Annotated in this window: 24 protein-coding genes; 7 read left to right on the top strand and 17 right to left on the bottom strand. The window is 69.9% G+C overall.

Going from position 1 to position 26,132, the window contains the following annotated elements; all coding sequences use genetic code 11:
• Positions 1-43: 43 nt before the first annotated feature.
• The 6 genes from CLV71_RS12005 to CLV71_RS11980 form a co-directional block, all read right to left on the bottom strand.
• Complete coding sequence (locus tag CLV71_RS12005; RefSeq protein WP_133902780.1) at positions 44-643, bottom strand: GNAT family N-acetyltransferase; 600 nt, start codon at positions 641-643, stop codon at positions 44-46.
• A 31-nt stretch (positions 644-674) separates the two neighbouring features.
• Complete coding sequence (locus CLV71_RS12000) at positions 675-2,402, bottom strand: serine/threonine-protein kinase (protein WP_133902779.1); 1,728 nt, start codon at positions 2,400-2,402, stop codon at positions 675-677.
• Positions 2,403-2,477: 75 nt separating this feature from the next.
• On the bottom strand, positions 2,478-4,565 hold the full coding sequence (locus CLV71_RS11995) for an alpha-galactosidase (RefSeq protein ID WP_243866384.1): 2,088 nt from the start codon (positions 4,563-4,565) through the stop codon (positions 2,478-2,480).
• A 5-nt stretch (positions 4,566-4,570) separates the two neighbouring features.
• A complete protein-coding gene (locus tag CLV71_RS11990; protein ID WP_133902777.1) occupies positions 4,571-5,443 on the bottom strand; it encodes a carbohydrate ABC transporter permease in 873 nt (290 codons plus the stop codon).
• Complete coding sequence (locus CLV71_RS11985; protein ID WP_133902776.1) at positions 5,440-6,291, bottom strand: carbohydrate ABC transporter permease; 852 nt, start codon at positions 6,289-6,291, stop codon at positions 5,440-5,442. Before CLV71_RS11985 ends, CLV71_RS11990 begins: the two co-directional genes overlap by 4 nt.
• Before the next feature lie 76 nt (positions 6,292-6,367).
• Positions 6,368-7,660 carry an ABC transporter substrate-binding protein gene (locus CLV71_RS11980; RefSeq protein ID WP_133902775.1) on the bottom strand — a complete coding sequence of 431 codons (1,293 nt, stop codon included), beginning with the start codon at positions 7,658-7,660 and terminating at the stop codon, positions 6,368-6,370.
• Between the two features lie 402 nt (positions 7,661-8,062).
• On the opposite strand from CLV71_RS11980, the gene CLV71_RS11975 reads away from it, so the two are divergent.
• Entirely contained in the window at positions 8,063-8,848 is a 786-nt protein-coding gene (locus CLV71_RS11975; protein ID WP_133903244.1) for a DeoR/GlpR family DNA-binding transcription regulator, read from the top strand.
• Positions 8,845-9,930 (top strand): galactose-1-phosphate uridylyltransferase, encoded by a 1,086-nt coding sequence (gene galT, locus CLV71_RS11970; RefSeq protein ID WP_133902774.1) that lies wholly within the window; start codon positions 8,845-8,847, stop codon positions 9,928-9,930. The genes CLV71_RS11975 and galT overlap by 4 nt, the downstream gene beginning before the upstream one ends.
• Before the next feature lie 7 nt (positions 9,931-9,937).
• On the opposite strand, the gene CLV71_RS11965 is transcribed toward galT, so the two are convergent.
• Genes CLV71_RS11965 through CLV71_RS11950 form a run of 4 tightly spaced genes read right to left on the bottom strand, consistent with a single transcriptional unit; the run spans position 9,938 to position 12,641 of the window.
• Positions 9,938-10,891, bottom strand: a complete 954-nt coding sequence (locus CLV71_RS11965) for a hypothetical protein (RefSeq protein WP_133902773.1) — start codon at positions 10,889-10,891, stop codon at positions 9,938-9,940.
• Positions 10,888-11,334 carry a YbaB/EbfC family nucleoid-associated protein gene (locus CLV71_RS11960; RefSeq protein ID WP_133902772.1) on the bottom strand — a complete coding sequence of 149 codons (447 nt, stop codon included), beginning with the start codon at positions 11,332-11,334 and terminating at the stop codon, positions 10,888-10,890. Before CLV71_RS11960 ends, CLV71_RS11965 begins: the two co-directional genes overlap by 4 nt.
• Complete coding sequence (locus tag CLV71_RS11955; RefSeq protein WP_133902771.1) at positions 11,331-12,290, bottom strand: hypothetical protein; 960 nt, start codon at positions 12,288-12,290, stop codon at positions 11,331-11,333. Before CLV71_RS11955 ends, CLV71_RS11960 begins: the two co-directional genes overlap by 4 nt.
• Positions 12,291-12,293: 3 nt before the next feature.
• Positions 12,294-12,641 (bottom strand): hypothetical protein, encoded by a 348-nt coding sequence (locus tag CLV71_RS11950; protein ID WP_133902770.1) that lies wholly within the window; start codon positions 12,639-12,641, stop codon positions 12,294-12,296.
• 190 nt (positions 12,642-12,831) lie between these two features.
• Between CLV71_RS11950 and CLV71_RS11945 the strand changes: the two genes are divergently transcribed.
• From CLV71_RS11945 to CLV71_RS11925, 5 genes are read left to right on the top strand one after another with little or no spacing between them, the layout of a single operon-like run.
• Positions 12,832-13,302 (top strand): NAD(P)H-dependent oxidoreductase subunit E, encoded by a 471-nt coding sequence (locus tag CLV71_RS11945; protein WP_133902769.1) that lies wholly within the window; start codon positions 12,832-12,834, stop codon positions 13,300-13,302.
• A gap of 25 nt (positions 13,303-13,327) precedes the next feature.
• Positions 13,328-14,905, top strand: coding sequence for a formate dehydrogenase beta subunit (locus CLV71_RS11940; protein ID WP_133902768.1), 1,578 nt, complete (start codon positions 13,328-13,330; stop codon positions 14,903-14,905).
• Positions 14,902-17,712, top strand: a complete 2,811-nt coding sequence (fdhF, locus tag CLV71_RS11935) for a formate dehydrogenase subunit alpha (protein WP_133902767.1) — start codon at positions 14,902-14,904, stop codon at positions 17,710-17,712. Before CLV71_RS11940 ends, fdhF begins: the two co-directional genes overlap by 4 nt.
• A gap of 52 nt (positions 17,713-17,764) precedes the next feature.
• Positions 17,765-17,986, top strand: a complete 222-nt coding sequence (locus CLV71_RS11930; protein WP_133902766.1) for a formate dehydrogenase subunit delta — start codon at positions 17,765-17,767, stop codon at positions 17,984-17,986.
• Positions 17,987-18,019: 33 nt separating this feature from the next.
• The gene (locus tag CLV71_RS11925; protein ID WP_133902765.1) at positions 18,020-18,781 is read left to right on the top strand and encodes an APH(3'') family aminoglycoside O-phosphotransferase; all 762 of its coding nucleotides are present in this window, start codon (positions 18,020-18,022) and stop codon (positions 18,779-18,781) included.
• A 402-nt stretch (positions 18,782-19,183) separates the two neighbouring features.
• On the opposite strand, the gene CLV71_RS11920 is transcribed toward CLV71_RS11925, so the two are convergent.
• The 7 genes from CLV71_RS11920 to CLV71_RS11890 all read right to left on the bottom strand — a co-directional run bounded on the left by CLV71_RS11920 (position 19,184) and on the right by CLV71_RS11890 (position 26,131).
• Positions 19,184-19,606 (bottom strand): cyclodeaminase/cyclohydrolase family protein, encoded by a 423-nt coding sequence (locus CLV71_RS11920; protein ID WP_166664055.1) that lies wholly within the window; start codon positions 19,604-19,606, stop codon positions 19,184-19,186.
• A complete protein-coding gene (locus CLV71_RS11915) occupies positions 19,603-21,300 on the bottom strand; it encodes a formate--tetrahydrofolate ligase (protein ID WP_133902764.1) in 1,698 nt (565 codons plus the stop codon). Before CLV71_RS11915 ends, CLV71_RS11920 begins: the two co-directional genes overlap by 4 nt.
• Before the next feature lie 147 nt (positions 21,301-21,447).
• Positions 21,448-22,524 (bottom strand): hypothetical protein, encoded by a 1,077-nt coding sequence (locus tag CLV71_RS11910; protein ID WP_133902763.1) that lies wholly within the window; start codon positions 22,522-22,524, stop codon positions 21,448-21,450.
• Positions 22,521-23,297 (bottom strand): NAD-dependent epimerase/dehydratase family protein, encoded by a 777-nt coding sequence (locus tag CLV71_RS11905; protein ID WP_133902762.1) that lies wholly within the window; start codon positions 23,295-23,297, stop codon positions 22,521-22,523. The genes CLV71_RS11910 and CLV71_RS11905 overlap by 4 nt, the downstream gene beginning before the upstream one ends.
• Positions 23,294-24,112: an ABC transporter permease gene (locus tag CLV71_RS11900; protein WP_133902761.1), complete on the bottom strand. Its 819-nt coding sequence runs from the start codon at positions 24,110-24,112 to the stop codon at positions 23,294-23,296. Before CLV71_RS11900 ends, CLV71_RS11905 begins: the two co-directional genes overlap by 4 nt.
• Positions 24,113-24,161: 49 nt before the next feature.
• Positions 24,162-25,076, bottom strand: a complete 915-nt coding sequence (locus CLV71_RS11895; RefSeq protein ID WP_133902760.1) for an ABC transporter permease — start codon at positions 25,074-25,076, stop codon at positions 24,162-24,164.
• Positions 25,073-26,131 carry an ABC transporter ATP-binding protein gene (locus CLV71_RS11890; protein ID WP_133902759.1) on the bottom strand — a complete coding sequence of 353 codons (1,059 nt, stop codon included), beginning with the start codon at positions 26,129-26,131 and terminating at the stop codon, positions 25,073-25,075. The genes CLV71_RS11895 and CLV71_RS11890 overlap by 4 nt, the downstream gene beginning before the upstream one ends.
• Between the last annotated feature and the right edge of the window lies 1 nt (position 26,132).

Raw genomic sequence — 26,132 nt, 5'->3', positions numbered from 1 at the left:
CTCGGGCGTCCCGTACCCGCATACATCGGATGTCTGACCACCGCTAGAGCTTGCGAGCCATCACGAGCGAGTGGCTGTACGCACGCACCTCGGTGAAGCCCAGCCGCTCGTAGAAGCCGATCGCACGCTGGTTGGCCAGGCTCACGCCGAGGTGCACACCCGGCACGCCCGCTGCCGCGAGCCCGTCCAGCAACGCCGTCAGCAGCCGCCTGCCGTCGCCCTGGCCCTGGACGCGGGGCAGCAGGTCGATGTGCAGGTGTGCCGGATAGCGCTCGACCACGTCCGGGCTCGTCCTCGGCGGGTTGTGGATCAGGCGCACGACCCGGGCGTCCGCGGTCTCCTGACCGAAACGGGACAGCGGGTAGCGCGCCCGCAGCGGCGGCCACCACGACCGCTCGCACTCCTCCTCGAACGCGACCGTGTCCAGCACCCCCAGGACGTACCCGGCCACACCGCCCTCGTCGACGCCGACCAGCGCGTGCTCCGGCGCGTACCGCAGGTACGGACCGACGTACACCTCGCCGAGCAGCAGCGGATCCCGGTACAGGCCGGTGGCATCCACCCCGCTGTCCCCCGTCAGCAGGCAGATGTCGTACAGCACCCGCTCCTCACCCGGCTGGTACTTCCTGATCTCCACACTCACCGAGTCATTATCAACGGTCGGACCTCCGACCTCAGACCTCGGGCAACCGCGTCGCGACCGGGGCGGCGAAGGCCACCGCCACCCGGCACAGGTCGGTCATCGACGCGCCGCCCTCGGCCACGACGAGCGCAAGCTCGACGTGCCCGCCGCCGTGCCGGTCCGCGTAACGCAGGTGGAAGACCCTGGCGGCACACGTGAACTCGCCGTAGCCCTCCGGTTCCACGTACACGTCCCTGCCCGCCACGACGGTACGCGTGCCCTCGCTCGCCGCCGCCAGGTCGGCGCGTTCGAAGACCACCCGCAGCGCGCCGCCCTCCGACTGCCAGCGGCACGTCCAGCCGCCGAAGCCGCGTGACGGCGACGCGCCCGCGAAGGCGGGCACGGTGGCCAGCTCGTCGCGGGGAACGAGCCGGCACGCGTCGACGCGGGCAAGCGACCTCGGGTCGGCCGACGGCCTGCGCGGGAACTCGCGGTGGCGCGCCAGCACGTGTTCCGCCTGGTCTGCGGCCACGGTCGCGACCTGGCAGTAGTCGGTGTCGACGTCGTCGTCCGACCTGGCCGTGATCTCCAGGACGGCGAGGTCGGCCAGCGTCAGCGCGATACCGCAGCCGTCGATCTCCCGCCGGGGCGCGTGCCGCACGACCCGCGGCGGGCCGTCCTCGCCGGTGGCCGCCGAGTCGAGCCGGAAAACCACGTCGATCTCGTCGTCGCCCGACACCGCGATCAGCACGTCGCAGCGGTCGAAGCCGCCGTGGTCGCCGGCCACGGTCGCGTTGCCGAACCGGCCGAGCACGCGGGAGTCGGCCACCGCGCAGGGATCCGCGGTGCGGGGATCGCCGAGCACGGTCCGCGCGGGCCCGCCCGCCTCGCTCTCCCACGGCCGGACCACGGTCAGGAGCAGCAGGGCGATGACGGCGACCGCCGCCGCGGCCAGCAGCCCGTGCGGCTGCCGCCGCACACCGGGCCACGGGGAGACCTGCTGTCCCGCCGCGACCCTGTCGAGCATCTCCCCGGCCTGTACCGCGGTCGGCCGGGTGGCGCGGTCGCGCTGCAACAACGCGTCGAGCACGGGCTTCAACGCGCCTGCGCGGACCGCGATCTCCTCGCGTCCGGAACGGATCCGACGCAGGCACGCGTCGGGATCGCCCGTCCCGAAAGGAGGTCGGCCCTCGACGGCGGCGAACAGCGTGGCACCGAGGGAGAACATGTCGGACATGGCGGAGGCGCGGCCCCCGTCGGCGACCTCCGGCGACACGAAGGCAGGAGTGCCGCAGACCCTGCCGGAGCCGGTGGTCGTGGCCCCCCGCCACGCGGAGACGCCGAAGTCGGTGACCTTCGCGGTGCCGTCGTCGGCGACGAGGACGTTGCCCGGTGCGACATCGCGGTGCACGACGTCCTCCGCGTGCGCGGCCGCGAGCGCGTCCGCGACCTGCGCGCCGATGGCGGCCACCGCACGCGGCGGCAGAACCCCTTTCGTCGCAAGGCTCGTGGCCCGGAAGTACTCCATGGCAAGCCAGCAGTCGTCGCCGTCACCGACCACTCCGTACACCTCGACCGCGTTGGCATGCCGGAACTTCCTGGCGATCTCCACCTCTCGTTCGAGGTCCGCCCGGCAGCCCGGGCCGATGGTGAGTGGCCGCCTGAGCGCGACCTTGCGGTGCCCCCGCAGATCCTCCGCCAACCAGACAGTGCCCGTGCCGCCGGCACCGATCACCTCGACGAGCAGGTAACGATCCGCGATGACGTCGTCACTCCGCACAACCGGATCCTATTGAGCCACAGGGATCGCCGTGTCGGCACACCCGTCACGGGTGACCGGGGTCCCCGTGGTAGATCACGTCGCGGTGAGCCGCAGCAGCCACGCCTGTTCCGGCATGAGGACCGGGACGCGGACGCCCACCTCGGCCAGCGCCCGGCCTGTCAGCACCCGCGTCGCCTCGTCCGGCGGACCCGCCTGGCGGACCGCGGGCCTGCCCGCGGGGAACACGGGCGTCACCTCGTAGCGGCGGTCCGGGTCGAGACCGGGCAGGCGCACGGGCGGTGGCACCGCGTGTGCGCTGGACGTAAGCTGCGCGTAGGCGAACACCGCGCTGTCCCGTGCGACCACACCGGTCACCGTCGCGGACGGGTCGGGGTGGTCACCCCGCACCAGCATCCCCTTGTGCAGCAGTGGCCGCAGCTCCTTGTAGAAGGCGACGGCCTCGGCGAGTGCTTCCTGGTCCGCCGCCGAGGCCGACGCGATGTCCCACTCGATGCCGAAGTGGCCGAACAACGCGGTGGCCACGCGGAAGGAGAGGTCCTGCGTGCGTGCGGTCGTGTGGGAGCGCGGCGGGCCCACGTGCGCGCCGATCAGCTCCAGCGGCAGCAGCAACGCCGTCCAGCGCTGGATCGTCTGGCGCTCGAGGGCGTCGTTGCAGTCGCTCGCCCACACGCGGTCCGTGCGCGCGAGGATCTCGAGGTCGGTCCGCGCGCCGCCGCTGGAGCAGCTCTCGATCTCCACGCCGGGGTGGCGGGCACGCAGCTCGTCGAACAACCGGTACGCGGCAAGGGTTTGCTCGTGGACCCCGGGACGCCCGCCGTGGCCCGCCGCGATCAGGTCGCGGTTGTGGTCCCACTTCAGGAACGCGATGTCGTTGTCCCGCAACAGCTCGTCGAGCCGGTCGAGCAGGTACGCGAAGGCGTCGGCGTTCGCGAGGTCGAGCACCTGCTGGTTGCGCGACGGCGGCGGCAGCGTGCCGTCGCCCGGTGCGAGCACCCAGTCCGGGTGCGCGCGGTAGAGGTCGGAGTCCGGGTTGACCATCTCCGGCTCGACCCAGATGCCGAACTCCATGCCGAGACCGGTCACGTGCTCGATCAGCGGGGCCAGTCCGGCAGGCCACACGCCCTCGTCGACGTACCAGTCGCCGAGGCCGGCGTGGTCGTCCCTGCGGTGCCGGAACCAGCCGTCGTCGAGCACGAACCGTTCGACGCCGGTGCGGGCGGCCACGTCCGCGAGGCCGCGCAGGCGGTCGAGGTCGTGGTCGAAGTACACGGCCTCCCACGTGTTCAGCACGACCGGCCGAGGCCGCGCCGGGTGCGTGTCGCGGGCCCTCATCCACGTGTGGAAGGCGCTGGAGATCCCGTCGACGCCCGCTGCGGAGTAGGCGGCGTAGAGCCACGGCGACTCGTAGGTCTCCCCCGGCGCGAGGACGACCTCGCCGCTGGTCAGCACCTCGCCGCCACCCAGCACGCCCCGGCCCTCGTGCACGCGCTCGGCGTAGGTCACGTGGTTGCCGCTCCACGCCACGTGCACGGCCCACACCTCGCCGGCGCGGAACCCGAAACCCGCTGTGCCCGCGAGGATCGCGGGGGTCGCGTCGTGCCCGGTGCGGCCCCTGCGGCCCTCCCGCACCCACGAGCCCGGGTCGAACGACCGCCGCTGCGGGTGCTTCTCGCGGACCCAGCGCCCGGTGAAGTCCATCAGCTCGGTCGCCTGCGCCGGCACGGGAAGCGCCGCCTCGACGCCGTCCACGACGTACGGTTCGGTGCCGTCGTTGGTCACCACGTGGCGCAGCCGCAGCACTCCGGAGGGCGACAGCTCCACAGTGGACGACACGCGCACGGTGCCCGCCAGCTCGAAGGTCGCCGTCGACCCGTTGTGCCGCACGGAGATGAGCCGCAGGGTCGGCAGCCAGTCCACGCCGTCGCGGTGCCCGCGCAGGCCCGGCCGGCCCGGATAGCCCTGACGTGCCGACGGCAGCAGGGCGATCGGCACCGGCACGTCCGGCGCGTTGTTCGCCACCGGCGGGACCACGCCGTCCGCGATGGTGACGAGGTCCTCCTCGGACAGCTCGCCGAGCGGCGCGCCCCAGTGCACGACCGTCGGCAGGTCGCGTGCGTCGACGACGAGGCTGACGGTGTCGGCCCGCAGGTGGAGGATCATGCCGCTCATCCCTTGGTGGCGCCAAGGGTCAGACCGGCGCGGAGGTGGCGTTGCAGCAGGAAGAAGATGACGAGCGTCGGGATCGCGACGATCACCGAGCCCGCGGACAGCAGGTTGTAGTCGGTGAAGAACTGGCCCCTGAGGTTCTGCAGCGAGCTGGTGACCGGGAACTTGTCGCCGGTGCGCATGAAGGCGACGGCCCAGAAGAAGTCGTTGTAGACCCAGGTGATCTGCAGTGTCGCGAGCGCGGCGAGCGCGGGCCTGCACAGCGGCAGGACCACCTGCCAGAACTGGCGGATCACACCCGCGCCGTCCACGAACGCGGCCTCCTGCAGCTCCTTCGGGATCGTGCGCATGTAGTTGCTCAGCACGAACGTGCAGAACCCGGTCTGGAACGCCACGTTCACCGCGATCACCGCGATGTAGGTGTCGTACAGCGAGCCGGAGTCACTGATCGAGTACGGGATCTCGACGTTGAGGAACATCCGGAACAGCGGCACGAGCAGCGCCTGCTGCGGCAGCAGGTTCGCCGCCGTGAACAGCACCAGCAGCGCCAGGTTGAACCTGAAGCTGAAGCGCGCCAGCACGAACGCGGCCATCGACGCCAGCAGCAGCGTCAGGATCACCGACGGCACCGTGATGACCGCCGAGTTGTAGAACGTCCTGCCGAAGTTGCCCTGCGCCCACGCGTCGACGTAGTTCTTGATCGTGAAGCCGCCGAACGAGAAGTACCCGTGCGTCGAGGTGAAGTCGTAGTCCCGCAGTGAGTTGTAGACCGCCCACGCCACGGGGAAGAGCCACCCGACGGCCATCACGGTCAGGAACACCTGCAGCACAACACGAGCCGGCCTGCGCCTGCGCCCCGCGATCGTCGTCATCGGCGCTCCCGCACGACCTGGACCATGTAGATCACGATGAACACCGTCGAGATGGCGATCATGATCGTGGCGAGCGCCGATCCGAAGCCGACCCGGCTCGCCTCGCCGATCACGTTCTGCGTCACCAGGGTGGAGATCAGCTCGAGCCCGTTGCGGCCCTTGTTGATCACCCAGACGATGTCGAAGGCGCGCAGCGACTCGATCACCGTGATCACCAGGATCACGATGTTCACCGGCCGCATCACCGGCCAGATGACCTGGAAGAAGGTGCGCACCTCGTTGGCGCCGTCGACCGCGGCGGCCTCCCGCAGCACCGGGTCCACCGCCTTCAGACCGGCCAGGTACAGCAGCATGATGTACCCGGTGTGCCGCCAGCCCGCCGCGACGAGCACGGCCCACAGGTTGACGCTCGAGTCGCCGAACCAGTCGGTCTGCGTGCCGAGCACGGTGTTCAGCAGGCCCTGGTCACGGGAGTAGATCAGCTGCCAGATGAAGCCGATCAGCGCCAGGGAGAGGACCACCGGCAGGAAGAAGATGCTCTGGTAGATCTTGCTGCCGCGCAGCTCCCGGTCGAGCAGCACCGCGAGGAAGATCCCCAGCAGTGTCGGGCCGAGGAAGAACACCACCAGCCAGAGCAGGTTGTGCTCGATGGCGGGCTGGAACGGCGGGTAGTTCGAGGTGGCGTTGACGTAGTTCTCGGCGCCGATGAACTTGATGTCGCCGAGGTTGCCGATGCCGTTCCAGTCGGTGAACGACAGCACGACCGTGGAGACCGCGGGCACCCACACCAGTGCGACCACGATGATGGCGGGCACGGCCACCATCAGCACCACGACCACTTTGTCCATCGTGGACAGGGTCCGGGCATGAGACGACCGGAGCACGCGACGAGGTGACGTCGCGGGCCCCGGCCGGGTGAGCAGATCAGCCACCGAAGATCGACTTCTTCTGGCTCTCGATGCTCTTGAGCAGCGAGTCGACGTCGTTCGGGTTCTTGATGAAGGCCTGCAGCGACGGGATCATGACCGTGGAGGCGAAGTCCGGGCGCGTGTCGCGGTCGAGGAACTGCGAGATCGACTTGGCGCCGCTCACCAGCGTCTGCGCCTTCTTCTGCAGGTCGTTGTACCCGCTCGAGTCGGCGTCGTTGTTCGCGCCGATGTTGTTCGGGTCGGACTTGAGGTAGGTGTCCTCCGCGGGCGCGGTGCCGAGGAACTTCAGCAGGTCCTTGGCCCCGGACTCGTTGCGCGGCCGCGCGGACATCATGAAGCCGTCGATCGGGGCCTCGACCACGTCCGCGCCGATCGCGGAGTCGATCTCGGGGAAGGGGAAGAAGTCCAGGTCGTCGCGGTCGGCGCCCTCGGGGAACTGCTGGCCGACGAACAGGCCGAGCAGGTACATCCCGGACTGCTTGTTCAGCACCGACTGGGCGGCCTCCTGCCAGGTGCGGCCGAGCGAGTCGGGCTGGTGGTAGGGAAGGAGACCGCGCCAGGTGTCGAAGACGGTCTTGACCTCGTTGGAGGTCCACGCCTTCTCACCGGCCATCAGCGACACGTGGAAGTCGTAGCCGTTGAGGCGCAGGTTCAGGTAGTCGAACGTGCCCATCGCGGGCCAGCCGTCCTTGTCGCCGAACGCGACCGGGACGAGGCCGTCCTGCTGCATCTTCTGGGACAACGCGGTGAACTCGTCGAGCGTCTTCGGGGCGGTGTAGCCCTTCTCCTGCCACACGCTCTTCCGGTAGAAGACCGCCCACGGGTAGTAGTACAGCGGGACGAAGTACTGCTTGCCGTCCTTGCCGGTCGACTGCTGCTTCATGGCGTCCGAGAAGCCGCCGCCGATGGTCTTCCAGACGTCGCTGATGTCGCCGGCGAGCCCCTGCTCGGCGAAGAACTGCATGCGGTTGCCCGCGAACCAGCCGAAGACGTCGTCGGGACCGCCCTGCAGGTAGCTGTTGATGTTCTCCTGGAACGAGTTGTGGTCGATCGTGTTGATCTTGACCTTCGGGCCGGAGAACTTGCCCATCACCTCGGCGATGGCCTTCTTGGGCACCGCGTCCGACCAGTTGGAGCCGAGGGTCACCTCGCCGCCGCCACTCCCGCCGGAGTCGCTGCCGCAGGCCGTCAGGCCCGCCAGCGCGCCCGCGCCGAGCATCCCCTTCAGCAGAGTGCGCCTGCCGATGGCGGGGACGCCGCCAGCACCGAACGAACGAGGGCTCATCATTGTGCGCCTCCTCTAGAGACCGGCGAGTAACTGAACACTTGTGAACGGGACCTGACAGAATCGAAACCTTTGCTGGCCGTGGGCTCGCCTGTCAAGAGGCCGTGGTATTTTCGTGACCTACGCAAGTCGTCGCGTAGGCATGCGCTTCACTCTCCGCACAGGTCTGATCTCTCAGCGCTACTTTCGCTGCGTATCGCCCGTGTGCCACCATGCTCTGGCAAATCCCTCACCAAACATCGGATCAACAGGCGTGTCGTTCGCAGGCCCGCGAAGATCGGTCCCACGACCGGTCGGCGGGCGCCGGAAGACTCTGGATGGGCGATGTCGGCGTGTGGGACTGTTCGAATGAGTCGGTTTATGATTGGCTCCGACGCGGGGGTGCCGTACCGGTTGGGAGAGGCGATGCTGGCAGCGGAGAGGCAAGCCCGGATCGTGGAGGAGATCCACCGGCGGGGGGCTGTGCGGGTCATCGAGTTCGCGCAGATGCTCGGCGTCTCCGACATGACGATCCGGCGCGACCTGGACGCACTCGCACAACAGGGGCTGGTCGACAAGGTGCACGGCGGCGCGACCCGCGCCAGGGCGGCGAGCACCGAGGAACCCGGGTTCGAGGCCAAGTCTCTTCGCCAGCAGCCGGAGAAGGAAGCCATCGCACAGGCCGCGGTCGAGCTGGTCTCCCCTGGCACCGCGGTCGGCCTGTCCGCGGGCACCACGACGTGGGCACTCGCCCACGCGTTGCGTGCCGTCGACGGGCTGACGATCGTCACCAACTCCATGCGGATCGCGGACGTGCTGCACTCCTCGCCGCGCACCAACCAGAACGTGGTGGTGGTAGGCGGGGTGCGGACGCCGTCGGACGCGCTGGTCGGCCCGATCGCCGTGTCCGCGCTGGCGCAGCTGCACCTGGACATCGTCTTCCTCGGCGTGCACGGGATGGCCGAGACCGCCGGCTACACGACGCCGAACCTGCTGGAGGCCGACACGGACCGCGCGCTCGTCGCGGCGGGCAGGAGGCTCGTGGTGCTGGCCGACCACACGAAGTGGGGCACCGTGGGGCTTTCCACGATCGCCCGGCTGGAGGACGCGGACGTGGTGATCTCCGACGAGGGCCTGCCCGCCGACGGCAGGGCAGCGCTGGACGAGCACGTCGACGACGTGCGGCTGGTCAGGGTCGAGGACGCCCGGTGAAACGCACCGCGTCACAGCTCGCGGACGGCCGCGAGATCATCTACTTCGACCACGACTCGGCACCACTTCGCGAGCTGCACGACCCCCGGTCGCTCGACCCGGTGTCCACGGCGTCCCAGATGCGCCACGACCCGGTGCTCGACGAGTGGGTGATCCTGGCGTCGCACCGCCAGAACCGCACGTACCACCCGCCGACCAACGACTGTCCACTGTGTCCGTCCACCCCGGACCACCACACGGAGATCCCGTCCCCGGACTACGACGTGGTGGTCTTCGAGAACCGCTTCCCGTCGCTGTCCATGCACGCGGTCGGCGAGGACGTGCCCGGTCTGCCGCCGCTGGTGGAGTCCCGCCCGGCGATCGGCCGTTGCGAGGTCGTGTGCTTCACGAGCGACCACGACGCGGCGTTCGCGACATTGAAGCCCGCGCACGCGAGGCTGGTCGTGGACACGTGGGCGGACCGGACGGAGGCGCTGGCCGCACTGCCCGGCGTGGCACAGGTCTTTCCCTTCGAGAACCGGGGCGCGGCCATCGGGGTGACGCTCGGGCACCCGCACGGCCAGATCTACGCCTACCCGTTCGTGACCCCGCGCAGCCGTCAGATGCTCGGCAACGCGCAGGCCTTCCACGAGCGCACGGGTAGGAACCTGTTCGCGGAGGTGCTGTCCGGAGAACGCGCCTCGGGCGACCGCGTGGTCACGACGTCGAGCCACTGGACGGCGTTCGTCCCGGCGGCGGCGCGCTGGCCCGTGGAGGTCCACTTCTACCCGCACCGCCGAGTGCTGGACATCCCGTCCCTGACCGACGCCGAACGCGACGACTTCGCCGAGCTGTACCTGGACGTGCTGCGCCGCCTGGACGGGCTGTACGACATGCCGCTGCCGTACGTCGCGGCGTGGCACCAGGCCCCTGTCTCGGACCCGTCACGGGAGCACGCCTACCTGCACCTGCAGGTGTCGTCCATCCAGCGCGCACCGGACAAGCTGAAGTACCTGGCCGGCTCGGAGACCGGCATGGGCGCCTTCATCACCGACGTCCTCCCGGAGGCCGTCGCGGAACGCCTCAGGTCCACGGGGTCGTAGCCGGCGTTCACAGGAGGAGAGGCGCCACCTTCCCGGCGAGGGAAACGGCGTCCGGCGCCGTCAGCCGGAGCGCCGCGTCGGCGTCCTCGCGCAGTGACACGCTCACCGACGGCCCGAGGTCTGCCGGCCGTCCGGCGACGGTGTCCGTGAAACCCGCGACGTTCGCCGAGTACGACGTCTCGGCGACGACCTGCCCCTGTGCGGTGGTCAGCCGACAGGCCCCCGAGTCGGACACGTCGACCTGCGAAGCCACCACACCGGCCACGTCGAGCATCGCGGTGCACAGCTGAAGCGCCTGCACCGGCAGCGGCAGGTCCACGAAGTCGCCGCCCGGGGTCGACGGCGTGTGGGTGTAGGGGATCCGGCCGGCGTCGTCGATCGCGGGCAGCGGGTCACCGTCCTGCACGAGCAGCGGCACGATCGTCGTGACGACCCGGGTGACGACCTCCTGCGACGCGTCGGGATCGTCACCGCCCTGCAGCAACACCTCGAGGAGCCGCAGCGACGGACGCCGCCCCGGCTCCTCGGAGCGCTGGAAGGCGTCGTCCGTCAGCCCCACGACGTACGCGACGACGTTGTCGATGGGGCGGTGGAGCCGGGCAGGCCGCCCGGCGACGGTGGTGTCCGGTTGGAGCACGGGATCCGCCGCACGCATCTGGACGGTGAGCGTGCCGTGCTCGGTCGTGACCAGGCATCCGGCATGGTGTGCCGTGGCGGGCTTGCGACCGATCCGCCCACCGACCAGACGCGCCCAGCTCCTCCCGTCCATCAGCTGGCACAGCACCTGCGACGCGACCTCCGGCGCCAGGTACGTGAGTGCCAGACCACTGGTCATCCGCACGGGCCGCAGGTGCTCGTCAGTGAAGGCGGTCGTCGTCGGCGACGGCTTGACGGGCGCCGTCGGCGAGCTGCACGCCACCAGCACGACCGCCAGCGCCGGCAGCAGAGCGGCGGCCCTCATCGGCGGAGCCTCGTGATCGGCCGCTCCTCGAAGGGGGCCTCCTCGACGGGGTCCGTTCGGCGTCGGCGCGTGGGTGGTTCGGCGTCCGGTGCGGGCATCAGCACCGGAATGCCCCGCACGATCCCCTCGCCACGCAGTGGCTCGTACACGTCCCGCACCGCCGCCCTGGCCTGCCCGGCGGCCTCCTGGATGACCGACGTGACGAGGGCGGCCAGGTCGCCGGGGTTCCTCCGCAGCGCGGCCCGCGTGAGTTCGAGACCGGTCACCATGCCGCCCGCGTCGACGGTCACCTGTACCTCGCCGTCCGGTGACGACGCCGTACCGGTGGCCTGGAGTGCCTGCTGTTCGGCCCCACGCAGTGCCTCCTTGCGGCGTCTGGTCACGCTGTAGAGGTGTGCCGCCTCGGCACCCAGCTGCCGCGCCTGCTCGACGAAGTCGTTCATGCCGACCCCTGCTCCTGGTAGCGGTCGCGCTCCTTGCCGTCCTTCGTCCTTGTCCTGTCGAACTGGCCGTCCGCGTGTTTCTTCGGCTCCGGCACGAGATCCGTGGTGTTGGTCGGTGTCGCGTGCCCGGACTGCACGTCCTCCTGCATGCCGAACGACGCAGGCCGGAAGTCGGGGGCCGTGACCACGGTGGGCCGGTCCGGCCGCACCTCGACGAGGTTCGCGTCGGTGACCGACGCGGTCAGCTCCCGGAACGCCTTCTCGATGCGCAGCCGTTCGATGTCGATGACGTGCAGCAGGCCCTCGGCAGAGTCGACGAACCGGACCATGACACCGAGCTCGTCATCCGCGCCGTCGACCGCGACGACCGCCCCCGGCGCCGCGGCGGCCATGTTCGTCGCGATCACGCCGAGCACCGCCCACGCGGGCAGCCCGCCCACCGACCCGACGACTCCCGCCGCGAAGGCGGCGACCGCGCCGACCACCGTCAGGCCGACCTCCCAGCCGTCGGTCTCCGCCGCCTCGATCCCCGCGAGGGTCTTCCTGACGAGGTCGAGGACGTCCGCCCGCATCCGCTGCACGAGACGTTCGTGTGCCCGCACGATCATCTGCATCGTGTCGATCCGGTCGACCATGATGTTCAGGCCGTCGTCGAGCTGGTTCACGTAGGTGAAGAACCCGTTCGCGGCCTCGCCCTGCCAACCGGTCATGTCGCGGCGGATCTCGTTGAAGTTCTCCTCGCGGTTCTTCGTCAGGGCGTCCCTGGCCTTGGTGAGGGCGCCGTTCATCGTCGTGATGACGTAGCCGTCCTCGCCGCAGCTGAAGAGGTTGAAGGCGCGGTCGATGCGGTCGTAGAGGCGCGCCGAGTCGCCGATGCCGTCGTCGTCGTGCTCGCGGAGGATCGCCTTGAAGTTCTCGCAGATGTCACCCATCCGCACCTGCCAGTCGTGGTCCATTCCTCACCCCTGACCGTCGGCCTGGCGATACCGGTTGGCGATCTCCTTCACGGCCTGCGCGGCGAGGGTCACGTTCTCGTAGTTGTCGTCGAAGATCTGCCGCATGAAGTCCGTGGCGTAGTAGCACTCGTTGCCCGGCCGGTAGAACAGGTAGAACTGGTACGGCTGCTCGGCGTTCCACGGCCTCTCGTCGTGCATCGACTCCCCTTCGGTGTCGAACGCCCGCGAGATCCAGCCGGTGGCCTCCTTGAGCTGGGCATTGGCCTCGGCGATCGACCCGGCGATCCCCGGCAGCCACTTGGTCGCGATCTCGTCCAGTTGTTCCAGTTGAACGTAGAACTGATCCGTCACCTTGGTGAACCCCCCGTGATCAACTACCTACGAAGAGTCAGCGTAGCGACGGCGACGGCCCAAAGCGGGCGATTTTCGAAAGTCGGGGAGTTCGGTGATCGTCATCCCGACCCCGGTTGATAAACGATTTCTCTCAACAGATAAGTGCCAGTGCTTTGACCTGCGTCGGATCGGTTGAGACAGTCGACACATGAAACCCGGCGCAATGACGCCCCTGGAGCAGTACGTGCGGTCGGCGGTCGCCGCTCGGCGGGCGGAGCGGGGGCCGCTGTTGCCGATCCTGCACGACATCCAGGCGACCTTCGGCTACGTCGACCAGGCGGTCGTGCCGATCCTGGCCGAGGAGCTGAACATCTCCCGCGCGGACGTGCACGGCGTGATCAGCTTTTACCACGACTTCCGCAAGTCGGCGACCTCCGGCACGCACGTGCGCATCTGCCGCGCGGAGGCCTGTCAGGCCGCGGGCGCCGAGGCCCTCGTCGCCCATGCCCAGGAAAGACTCCGTGCCGACGTCGGTGGCATGTCCCCCGACCGCGACGCCACGCTCGACCAGGTCTTCTGCTTCGGCAACTGCGCGCTCGGCCCCACCGTCGAGATCAACGGCAGGATCTCCGGACGCGTCACCCCACAGCGGTTCGACGCGCTCATCGAGAAGACGTAGACTCCTAGTGGTAGGTGTATACAGTATGAGCGAAGTGACCACGGTCTACGTACCCCGCGACTCCGCCGCCATCTCCGTCGGCGCGGACGAGGTCGCGGTGGCCGTCGCGACCTCGGCCGCCGCTGCGGGACGCGAGATCAGGCTGGTGCGCAACGGCTCCCGCGGCCTCCTCTGGCTCGAGCCCATGATCGAGGTCGAGACCGCGCGCGGCCGCGTCGCCTACGGGCCCGTCGCGCCGGACGAGGTGGACGACCTGGTCTCGGCAGGCATGCTCGACGGCGCCGAGACCGACCACAGCCTCGGCCTCACCGAGGAACACGAGTGGCTCCGCGACCAGAAGCGGGTCACGTTCGCCCGTGTGGGTGTCATCGACCCGCTCTCGGCCCGTGACTACGAGGCCCACGGCGGCATGACGGGCCTGCGCAACGCCCTGAAGATGGAGCCCGACCAGGTCGTCGCGGAGGTCACCGACTCCGGGCTGCGCGGCCGCGGCGGCGCGGGCTTCCCGGCCGGCATCAAGTGGAAGACCGTCCTCGGCGCACAGGCGGACGTGAAGTTCGTCTGCTGCAACGCCGACGAGGGCGACTCCGGCACCTTCGCCGACCGCATGCTCATGGAGGGCGACCCGTTCACCCTCATCGAGGGCATGACCATCGCCGCCTACGCGACCGGCGCCACCGAGGGGTTCGTCTACGTCCGGTCGGAGTACCCCGACGCGGTATCGACGCTGCGGCGCGCGATCGAAATCGCTTATGCCCACAACTGGCTCGGCGGGAACGTCCTCGGCAGCGGCATGAAGTTCGACCTCGACGTCCGGGTCGGTGCGGGCGCGTACATCTGCGGCGAGGAGACCTCCATGCTGGAGAGCCTCGAGGGCAAACGCGGCATGGTCCGCGCCAAGCCGCCGATCCCCGCGCTCGAGGGCCTCTTCGGCCGCCCGACCGTCGTCAACAACGTGCTCACGCTCGGCTCCGTGCCGATGATCCTCGCCGACGGCGCCGCCGCCTACCAGGGGTTCGGCGTCGGCAGGTCGCGCGGCACGCAGGTGTTCCAGCTCGGCGGCAACGTCGCCCGCGGCGGGATCGTCGAGGCGCCGTTCGGCATCACGCTCGGCGAGTTGGTCAACGGCTACGGCGGCGGCACGCGCACCGGGCGTCCGATCCGCGCGGTGCAGGTCGGCGGCCCCCTCGGGTCGTACCTGCCGGTCGAGCAGTTCGACCTGAAGATGGACTACGAGGAGTTCGCCGCGGCGGGCGCGATGGTCGGGCACGGCGGCGTCGTCGTCTTCGACGACACCGTCGACATGGCCCGCATGGCCCGCTTCGCGATGGAGTTCTGCGCCGAGGAGTCGTGCGGCAAGTGCACGCCGTGCCGGGTCGGCGCGGTCCGCGGCAGGGAGACCATCGACAAGATCATCGCAGGCACCGACGTCGACGAGAACCTGGTCCTGCTCGAGGACCTCTGTGAGCTGATGACCGACGGCTCGCTGTGCGCGATGGGTGGGTTGACCCCCATGCCCGTCCGCAGCGCGGTCAAGCACTTTCCCGGTGACTTCAACAGAAGCACGCCACTGCCCATGCCCACCTTCGGAGCACCGTCATGAGCCTCCTCAAAGAACCCGACTACGGCACCCCGGCACGCAAGGGCGACGCGACCGTCGACGTGGCGATCGACGGCCTGTCCGTGACGGTGCCGGAAGGCACCTCGGTGATGCGTGCCGCCGCACTCGCAGGCGTCGACGTGCCGAAGCTGTGCGCCACGGACTCGTTGGAGGCCTTCGGTTCCTGCCGACTGTGTCTCGTCGAGATCGACGGTGTGAAGGGCACGCCCGCCTCCTGCACCACCCCGGTGCGCCCCGGCATGACAGTCAGGACGCAGACGCCGAAGCTCGAGAAGCTGCGGCGCGGCGTCATGGAGCTGTACATCTCCGACCACCCGCTCGACTGCCTCACCTGCGCCGCCAACGGTGACTGCGAGCTGCAGGACATGTCCGGTGTGGTCGGTCTGCGCGAGGTCCGCTACGGCGTCGGCGAGGGTGAGAACCACCTGGACGCGCCGAAGGACGTCTCGAACCCGTACTTCGACTTCGACGCAAGCAAGTGCATCGTGTGCTCGCGGTGCGTCCGCGCCTGCGACGAGGTGCAGGGCACGTTCGCGCTCACGATCGAGGGCCGCGGCTTCGACTCGAAGGTGTCCGCGGGCGGTCTGGACTTCCTGAACTCCGACTGCGTGTCCTGCGGTGCCTGCGTGCAGGCCTGCCCGACGGCGACGCTGGAGGAGAAGACGGTCGTCGACCTCGGCATGCCGACCCGTTCGGTGATCACGACGTGCGCGTACTGCGGCGTCGGGTGCTCGTTCAAGGCCGAGCTCAAGGGCGACGAGCTGGTCAGGATGGTGCCGTACAAGGACGGCGGCGCGAACGAGGGCCACAGCTGCGTGAAGGGCCGCTTCGCCTTCGGCTACGCGACGCACCCGGACCGCCAGATGAGCCCGCTGGTGCGCGAGAGGATCACCGACGAGTGGCGCCCGGTCTCCTGGGAGGAGGCCATCCAGACGGTCGCCACGAGGATGCGGGACATCCAGTCGCGGCACGGCGTCGGCTCGATCGGCGGCATCACCTCCTCGCGCTGCACCAACGAAGAGGTGTACGTGGTGCAGAAGATGGTGCGCGCCGCGTTCGGCAACAACAACGTCGACACGTGCGCGCGGGTGTGCCACTCCCCCACCGGTTACGGTCTCAAGCAGACGTTCGGCACGTCGGCGGGCACCCAGGACTTCAAGTCCGTCGAGGAAGCCGACGTGATCATGGTGATCGGCGCCAACCCGACCGACGCGCACCCCGTGTTCGCGTCGCGGATGAAGCAGCGGCTTCGCAAGGGCGCCAAGCTGATCGTCCTCGACCCCCGGCGCATCGACCTGGTCCGCTCACCGCACATCGAGGCCGAGTACCACCTGAAGCTGGCGCCTGGCACGAACGTGGCGATCATCAACGCGTTCGCACACGTGGTCATCACGGAAGGCCTGGTGGACGAGGACTTCGTCGCCGAGCGCTGCGAGGACTTCGACGAGTGGGCGTCGTTCATCGCGCAGCCGGAGAACTCGCCGGAGTCGCTGGAGGAGATCACCGGCGTGCCGGCGGCGGAGGTGCGCGCGGCGGCCCGGATGTACGCGGCGGGCCCGAACTCGGCCATCTACTACGGCCTCGGCGTCACCGAGCACAGCCAGGGCTCGACGATGGTGATGGGCATGGCCAACCTGGCCATGGCGACCGGCAACATCGGGCGCAATGGCGTGGGCATCAACCCGTTGCGGGGCCAGAACAACGTGCAGGGCTCGTGTGACATGGGCTCGTTCCCGCACGAGCTGCCCGGTTACCGGCACGTGTCGGACGAGAGCGTGCGGGACATCTACTCGCAGCTGTGGGGCACCCCGATCCTGCCGGAGCCGGGCCTGCGCATTCCCAACATGTTCGACGCGGCGATCGACGGCACGTTCAGGGCGTTGTTCGTGCAGGGCGAGGACATCGCCCAGTCGGACCCGAACACCAAGCACGTGTTCGCGGCGCTGGAGTCGCTCGAGCTGTGTGTCGTGCAGGACCTGTTCCTGAACGAGACCTCGAAGTTCGCACACGTGTTCCTGCCCGGCACGTCGTTCCTGGAGAAGGACGGCACGTTCACGAACGCGGAACGCCGGATCAACCGCGTGCGCCCGGTGATGAAGCCGAAGACGGGCAAGCACGAGTGGGAGATCGTGGCCGAGATCGCGCAGGCCATGGGTTACCCCATGCACTACGACTCGACGAGCCAGATCATGGACGAGATCGCGCTGACGACACCGACGTTCGCCGGTGTGTCGTTCGACCTGCTCGACCGCGTCGGCAGCGTGCAGTGGCCGTGCAACGACAACGCGCCGCTCGGCACGCCGATCATGCACGAGGGCGGGTTCGTGCGCGGCAAGGGCCGGTTCATGCCGACGAACTACGTGCCGACGAAGGAACGCAGCACCCGCAAGTACCCGCTGATCCTGACGACGGGCCGGATCCTGTCGCAGTACAACGTGGGCGCGCAGACCCGCAGGACCGCGAACGTGGCGTGGCACCCGGAGGACACGCTGGAGATCCACCCGCACGACGCGGAGGTCCGCGGCATCAACGACGGCGACCGGGTCAGCCTGGCGTCCCGGGTCGGGCAGACGTCGTTGCATGCCCGCATCTCGGACCGCATGCCGGTCGGCGTGGTGTACACGACGTTCCACCACCCGGTGACCGGTGCGAACGTGGTGACCACGGAACACTCGGACTGGGCGACGAACTGCCCGGAGTACAAGGTGACGGCGGTCCAGGTAGGACTGCAGTCGCCGAGGCTGCAGGCCGAGGAGGAGCAGGTGGCGGTCCCGGTGGCGGGTTCATGAGCGCAGCGCGCGAAGCGAACCGTCGAGATTCGGGACGCCGCGAGGTGGCGTCATGAGCGACGGTCTGCCCCCACACGTGCGGCTGGCGAACGAGATCTCGATCCAGTTCGCCCACCTCGATCCCGCCGACGGGGCGGCGAGGGTGGCCAGGCACATGCACGACTTCTGGGAGCCACGCATGCTCCGCGCCCTGCTGGACTACAAGGACGCGGGCGGTGAGGACCTGGACCCGCTGGCGGCGGTGGCGATCGAGCAGCTCCGCCAGCCCGCGTGACCGTTCGGCGGCCCCGTACTACGGTGGCCGCCGATGTTCTCCACACGAACCTGGACGCGGGTGACGAGCGGCGAGTCCGGCGCCGAGGTCCACCGCAGTCCCGACGGCAGGCAACACGCCAAGTCCGTGCCCGCGGCACGCGAGGCCGAGCTGGCGGGGGAACGCGACCGGATCGCCTGGCTCGCCACGACGGGCGTTCCCGGGCCGACCGTCGTGGACTGGCACGTGGACGAGGGCGGGGCGTGTCTGGTGACAAGCACCGTCGAGGGCGTGCCGGCGGACTCGGTGTCGGCGGGGACGCTGCGGCGGGCGTGGCCCGCGATCGTCGAGCTGGTCGGGGCGCTGCACGGGTTGCCGGCCGGTGACTGCCCGTTCAGCCGGGACCTGGCGGCGATGTGGGCCGTCGCGCGGGACGTGGTCGCGCGAGGTGCGGTCAACGCCGCGTTCCTTCCGGTCGAGCAGCAGTCGACCCCGCCTGCCGAGTTGCTGGCCCGGCTGTCCGCCGAGCTGGAGACCCGTCTCGCGCAGGAGCCCGCCGACACGGTCGTCTGCCACGGCGACCTGTGCCTGCCGAACATCATCCTGACCCCGGACGGGTCGGCGGTGGCCGGTCTGATCGACCTGGGCCGCCTCGGCCGCGCGGACAGCCACGCCGACCTCGCCCTACTCCTGACCAACGCCAGGGAGACGTGGACGAGCGAGTCCGAGGCAACGGCGGCAGACGAGGCCTTCACCGACATCGACGACGACCGCAGGCGCTTCTACCTCCACCTGGACCCGCTGACCTGGGGCTGACCACCCGCCCAACGCGCCCCCAACACTCCCGTCCGGCCCCACCCGAACGCACTGAAGGCGTCCTTCATAACGCTGAGCGCAAGGAAGGCGCCCTTCAGCACACGGGCCCCGCCCCACCCGAACGCAATGAAGGCGTCCTTCGTAACGCTAGGCGCAAGGAAGGCGTCCTTCAGTACACGTGCCGCCTCGCCCGAAACGCACCGAAGGCGTCCTTCATAACGCTGAGCGCAAGGAAGGCGCCCTTCAGTACACGGGCCCGCCCCACCCCAACGCACTGAAGGCGTCCTTCGTAACGCTGAGCGTAAGGAAGGCGTCCTTCAGTACGCGGGCCCGCCCCTCACCACACGGCCCCAACGCACTGAAGGCGTCCTTCATAACGCCGGTCTTGTCGAGGTCCTGGAGCTAGGCCGTGTTGATGTCCACCAGTACGCCCGCGGCCTTCGCGGCGGCTTCGGCCAGTAGTTCGGCCACTCGGGCGTCGCCGGTGAGGTTCGGGTTGCCGGTCGCCACCAGGGCGTGTGCCAGTGCGGCCACCTCCAGGGCCACGGCCGCGATCTCGCGTGGGACCTCCGTGGCGACCCGCATCGCTTGTCTCCTGGCCTCGCCCCGGGCGGCGAGCACGGCCGTGTAGGCCGCCGCGTCGTCGGCGGCCAGCTGGACCAGACGGGCACGTAGCCCGTCCCCCGCCGTCGCCACCTCGTCGGACGCGCTGAACCGGGCCGCCATCGACACCAGGGCCGCGGCCGACGCGCCGGTCATCGCCGCCACCGCCCCGCCGCCGGGAGCCGGCGTCCTGGCGGCCACCTCCTCCAGGAACGACCTCACGACAGCCCGACGATCTCGCCGTCCGCGTCCAGGTCGATGCGGGTCGCGGCCGGCGACGCGCCCAGACCCGGCATCGTGCGCATGTCGCCGCAGATCGGGTACACGAAACCCGCGCCCACCGACGCCCGCACCTCCCGAACCGGCAGCGTCCAGCCCGTCGGCGCACCGAGCAGAGACGGATCGGACGAGATCGACAGGTGGGTCTTCGCCATGCAGATCGGCAGCTCGCCGAAGCCGTTGCGCTCGAAGCGGTCCAGCTGTCGCCGCGCGGCAGGCGAGTACGAGACGCCGTCCGCGCCGTACACCCGCGTCGCGATCGTCTCGATCTTCTCGCGCAGCGGCGCCGAGGACGGGTACAGCAGCTGGAACTCCGACTTCTCCTCGGCCGCCTCCGCCACGGCCTCCGCCAGCTCGACCGCGCCGGCACCACCGTCGCTGAAGTGCGTGCTCACCGCGACCCGCGCGCCCATCTCCTCCGCGATCTCCCTGATCACGGCGTGCTCCGACGCGAAGTCGCCGGGGAACGCGTTGATCGCCACGACCGGTGAGACGCCGTGCATGCGGATGTTCTCGATCTGCTTGCGCAGGTTCGCCGCGCCGGCATGCACGTCGTCCGGGTTCTCCGCCAGGAGGTCCTCCGGCAACGGCCTGCCCGCGACAATGCGGAACTTGCCGGAATGCGCCTTCAACGCGCGAACGGTCGCGACCAGGACCGCGGCGTCGGGTGCCTCGCCGGACACCCGGCACTTGATGTTGAAGAACCGTTCGGCACCCATGTCGGCCCCGAACCCGGCCTCGGTGACGAGGTAGTCCCCCGTGCGCAGTCCGATCAGGTCGGCGACCACCGACGAGTTGCCGGTGGCGATGTTGCCGAACGGTCCACAGTGGACCAGCACCGGCGTGTTCTCCAGCGTCTGCATGATGTTCGGCTTGATCGCCTCACGCAGGAGCACGGTCATCGCACCGGCGGTGTCGAGCTGTTCGGCCGTGACGGGCTCGCCGCCGGTCGTGTAGCCGACGACGATCCGCCCGAGCCGCTCCCGCAGGTCCGCGAGCCCCGTGGTGAGCGCGAGCGCGGCCATGACCTCGGAGGCGGCGGTGATGTCGAACCCGGTCTGCCGGGTGACCCCGTCCGCCTTCGCCCCGAGGCCGACGACGATGTTGCGCAGCGAGCGGTCGTTCATGTCGAGCACCCGCCGCCAGGTGATCTCGCCGACGTCGAGCCCGAGCGCGTTCCCCTGGTGGAGGTGGTTGTCGACCATCGCGGCGAGCAGGTTGTGCGCCGCCGTGACCGCGTGCATGTCGCCGGTGAGGTGGAGGTTGAGCAGCTCCATCGGGACGACCTGGCTGTACCCGCCACCCGCCGCCCCGCCCTTGATCCCGAGGGTCGGGCCCATCGACGGCTGCCGGATGGCGACCGTCGCCCGGTGCCCCAGGTGCTTGAACCCCTGCCCGAGCCCGACCGTGGTCGTGGTCTTCCCCTCGCCGAGCGGCGTCGGCGTGATGGCGCTGACCAGGACGTACTTGGCCCGGGGCGCGTCGACCAGCTCGTCGATCGCGCCGAGCCCGACCTTCATGACATCGCGGCCGTAGGGCTCCAGCAGGTGCGCCGGTAACCCCATCTCCCCGGCGATGTCCTGGATCGGCTTCAGCTTCGCGCCACGCGCGATCTCCAGGTCGGACGGAAAAGCCATGAACAACTCCTCGGGGTCGCCGTGTCGGACCCCAGTCAACCAGAAGCTCGTCCGCCGTCGCGATTACGGGAAAGCTCCTGGTCAGGGCACCCAGGAGTCTCCGGAGCGCGGTCGGCCGTCGTCTTCGGCTGACGGCCGTGCCGGGCGTCAGACGGACCGGGCCGCCTCGGCCATCTCCCTGATCAAGGGTTGGCGCCACGCGGGGGCCAACCCGAGGTGGTAGACGGCCAGGCCCGTCGCGCCGGCCTCGACCAGGCGGCGGGCGTGGTCGGGAAGCCCCTCGTCCGTCTGCAGGACCGTGACGTACGCGTCCACCGGGCGGCCGGTGGCCACCGCGGCGGCCACGACCGGTGCGCTGTCCGTCGGCCACGCCGGTACCACCAGCGCGGCCACGTCCGGTCCCGTCGACGGGGTCAGGCCGGGTGACGCGCCCGTCACCCACGGATCCGGGTGTGCGTGCAGCGTGACCGGCACCGACAGACCCGCCAGCACCTCCGCACGCAGCAGGTCGGTCGCCTCGTGGCGGACCGCGAGCAGCTCGTCCGCGAACGACACCTCCGTGGACGTGCGGACCGCCTCACGCAGCGTGGACAGCACCCACGACGGGTCGAGGCCCCGCGCCGACCACCCGGCCTGGCACGCGTCGCAGCAGCAGACCGACAGCCAGCGCTGCGCCGTCGGGGTCCACGCGCCGTCCGTCTTCTCGTGGTGGGACAGGTGCGTCAGGCCGAGTTGCCCGCACGCCTCCAGCGACACCTCGTCCGCGCCCTCGGCCGCCTCCGCGGCCAGTGTCGCCGCGTACTCGCGCACCTCCGGTCGCGACGGGCACAGGGCGTAGGGGTACCGGTCGCCGAAGCAGTTGACCACCGACACGTCCGGGAACGACGTGCCGATCCTGGAGTTGTGCGTCAGCACCACCCACGCCGACACCCGCAGGCCCGCCGCGCGGAGCACCGAGGCGGCCGCGCCGAAGGAGTCCGAAGTGGACATCCAGGTCGGCGAGAGGGGGCGGAGACGGCGACCCTGCCACACCGACTCCCGCACCGGCCGGTACAGCGCGGCATAACGCGCCTCGACCAGCTGGTGCGACGGGTGCAGCGGCGTGGCGGCACGCACCGAGTGGTACGCCGACGCCAGCGCGACCGTCGAGAGCCCGGCCGTGCGCTCGACGAAACCGGGGTCCCCCAACACGTCCCACGGATACGCGTGTGCGGTCAGCCTCATGAGAAGTCCGTCTCCCGCCCGCAGAACTCCGCGCCGCCCAGGTACTCGCCGTCCAGCTCCGAGGCCGGGGTCACGTCGGCGGCGTAGGACTCCGCGTCGTCACGGGGTTCGTAGCCCAGCGCCCGGGCGCCGTCCAGGGAGTACAGCCCGCGCGTGTTCCCCGACGCACCCCACACCACGCGGAAACCCAGTGACGGCAGGGCGATGGCGGCCTCGAACAGCCGCGCGCAGTCGTCGGGCGACAGCCACGTGGTCAGGTGTCGTTCCGTCACGGGACGTTCGACGCACGTGCCTATCCGCACACACAGGACGTCGAGTCCGTACCGGTCGTGGTACAGGCTGCCGAGCGCCTCGCCCGCGACCTTGCTCACCCCGTAGTAGGTGTCGGGCCGTGGGAACAGGCCGTCCGGCGCGGGCGCCGCGGGCTGGAAGCCCACCGCGTGGTTGCTGCTCGCGAAGATCACCAGCCGCACACCCGCGTGGCGGGCCGCCTCGAGCACGCGGTACGTGCCGTCGATGTTCACGGCCAGGATGTCCGCCCACGGCGCCTCTCGGCTGTGCCCGCCAAGGTGGATCAGGACGTCCACGTCCTGACAGGCGGCGGCCATGGCGGCCGGGTCCGTGACCGACGCGGTCACCACCTCGACGTCGTCACCCGGTGGCACCGGCTCGAGGTCCAGCAGGCGCAGTACGCGGTCGGGGCGGGCGAGGCGGGGGCGCAGCAGCGTGCCCATCCCCCCGGCCGCCCCGGTGATCAACACGCGCTGGGTCACACGGGCTCCTTCAACCTGGTCACGAGCTGCGTCGGGTTCACGAACCGTAGCGCGACCACCAGGAGGAGGGCCATGGATCCGGTGTAGATCACGGCCATCGCGTCGACCGACTGCTGTGCGCGGATGCCGGCCGAGAACATGGCCTCGTACAGCGACACGACCAGCGTCTGGCTGCCCGGCCCCGCCGTGAGGAACGTCAGTTCGAACATGCCGACCGTGCGCACCAGCACCAGGATCGACGCCGCCAGGATGCCGGGCACCAACAGCGGCGCGAGCACCCGCCCGAACACCGCGGTCGTCCGCGCACCGCACATCCGGGCCGCCGCCTCGATCTTCGGGTCGATCTGCTCGATGAACGGCGTCATCGTCAGGACGACGAACGGCACCGACGGCACCAGGTTCGCGAGTATGACACCTGTCATACTGCCGGCGAGGTCGAACTTGTAGAGCACGGTCGCGAGCGGGATGCCGTAGGTCATGGGCGGCATCAGGATCGGCAGCAGGAACAACACGTTCACGAGCTGCTTGCCCGGGAAGCTCCGGCGTGCCAGTGCGTACGCGGCGGGCACGCCGATCAGCACGGACAGCACCACGACGGCGACCGACACCTGCAGCGTCACCAGGAGAGTGTCCAGCAGGTTCATCTCGCGCCACGCCGTCGAGTACCACATCGTGGTCAGCCCGGACGGCCACCACGTGCCGAACCACTGTGTGGAGAACGAGTTCACCACCACCGACACGACCAACGCGAACACGTTGACCAGGAAGAACGCCACCGCGGCCCACACGAGCCACGCGCCGACGGACAGCTTCATTTCGTCACCTCGCCCGCTCCGTGCCGCCGGAACGCTTCGCAGGCCCCGCTCATCCCTTGCCTCCCGTCGAGCCGCGGTACAAAGTGGACCGCCACAGCAGCACGATGCCGATCACCACGAGCATGACCAGCGCCATGAGCATCGCGATGGCCGAGCCGAGCGGGTAGTCGAGATCGCGGAACGCGGCCTCGTACGCGGCGATCGACATCACGCGGGTGTCCCCCTGCGGCAGACCGACCAGGTAGGCCGACGGGAACACGGAGAACGCGAGCACGAACGTGAGGCAGAACGTGATCGCGAGACCTGGCGCGAGAAGCGGCAAAGTGATGTACCGGAAACGTTTGCGCCAGTCGGCGCCGAGGGTCGCGGCCGCCTGCTCCAGCGTCGGGTCGATGCCGGACAGGTACGACAGTGTGAGCAGGAAGGCGAACGGGAACCCGCTGATGATCAGGGAGAGCAGCACGCCGGTGTAGTTGTGCACCAGCTCGGCGGGCTCGTCCGCGCCGAACAGCGCAAGGACCTTGTTGAACCAGCCGGTCGGGTCGAGGTAGCGGATCAGCCCCTCGGCCGTCAGCACCGTGCCGAGTGTGATCGGCAGCACGAACATCGTGGTGAGCAGGCGCTTGCCACGCATGCGGCCACGCATCCGGTAGGCGATCGGGACCGAGGCCAGCACGTTGACCAACGCTGCGGGCAGCGCGAGCCGCAACGTGATCCAGACCGTGTCGAACAGGTAGGAGTCGGAGAAGAACTTGCTGTAGTTGGCGAACGGGCTGCCGCCCTCGGTCGGCTGGAACGAGAGCTGGAGCCCGTACAGGACCGGGTAGACGAACAGCACGACGACGAAGAGGAGGCCCGGTGCCAGCAGGATCAGCGTCCGGTCGAGTCCGCGCTCGGCGAGCCGGTGCCTGAGGCTCGGTTTCTCCGCCGCCGGTCGCTCCGCCTTCTCCGCGACGGCCGTCATGGCGCGAACACCAGGACCCGCTCGCGCGGCACGTGGAACAGGACGTCGTCGCCGGGGGCGAGCCTGCTCCCGGTGCGCACGTGCAGTGCCTCGCCGCCCGGGAGCCGTGCCTCGACCGCCTGCTCGCGGCCGTGGTACTCCACGACCTCGACCGACGCCCGCACGGTGTTCTCGCCCTCCTCGTCCGCCACGGTGACGTCCGTCGGCCGGAACGCGGCGACCGCCTCGCCGCCGGTCAGCCCGTCGCGGTTCACGCCGGTCATCGTGAACCCGTCGCCGGTCACGGTGGCCGTACCACCGTCCGAAGAGGACAGCGCGACCGACAGCAGGTTGCGGTAGCCCATGAAACCGGCGACGTACCGGTTCGCCGGGTGCGCGTAGACCTCCTCCGGCGAGCCGACCTGCTGTACCAGGCCGTCCCGCAGCACCACGAGCCGGTCGGCGAGCGCGAGCGCCTCCTCCTGGTCGTGCGTCACGTACACAGTGGTGAGCCCGAGCGACTGGTGGAGCCTGCGGATCTCGGTCCGCATCTCGATCCGGAGTGTCGCGTCCAGGTTGGACAGTGGCTCGTCCATGAGCACCAGCGCGGGTTCCAGCACGATCGCCCGCGCGATCGCGACACGTTGCTGCTGTCCGCCGGAGAGCTGCGCGGGGAACTTCCGCGCGTGGTCGGTCAGCTGCACGAGCCGCAGCGCCTCGTCGACACGCCTCTCGCGTTCGGCCTTGGCGACCTTGCGCATCGACAGGCCGAACGCGACGTTGCGACGCACGGACATGTGCGGGAACAACGCGTAGTTCTGGAACACCATGCCGAACCCGCGCCGCTCGGGCGGGAGCGTGTCGATCCGCCTGCCGTCCATGAGGATCTGCCCGCCGGTCAGCGGGAGCAGGCCCGCGAGGCAGTTCAGCGCGGTCGACTTGCCGCAGCCGGACGGCCCGAGCAGCGCGACGAACTCGCCGCCCTTGATCGTCAGGTCCAGGTCACGCAGGGCGACGGTCTCCCCGAACGCCCGACGCACCTTGTCGATGTGCAGCTCAGCAAAGCCGGTGTTCAAT

It is taken from the genome of Actinophytocola oryzae, from assembly GCF_004364325.1.
Classification (GTDB): domain Bacteria; phylum Actinomycetota; class Actinomycetes; order Mycobacteriales; family Pseudonocardiaceae; genus Actinophytocola; species Actinophytocola oryzae.
The sequence above is the reverse complement of the archived record's forward strand: the minus strand, read 5'-3'. Positions and strand labels throughout refer to the sequence as shown.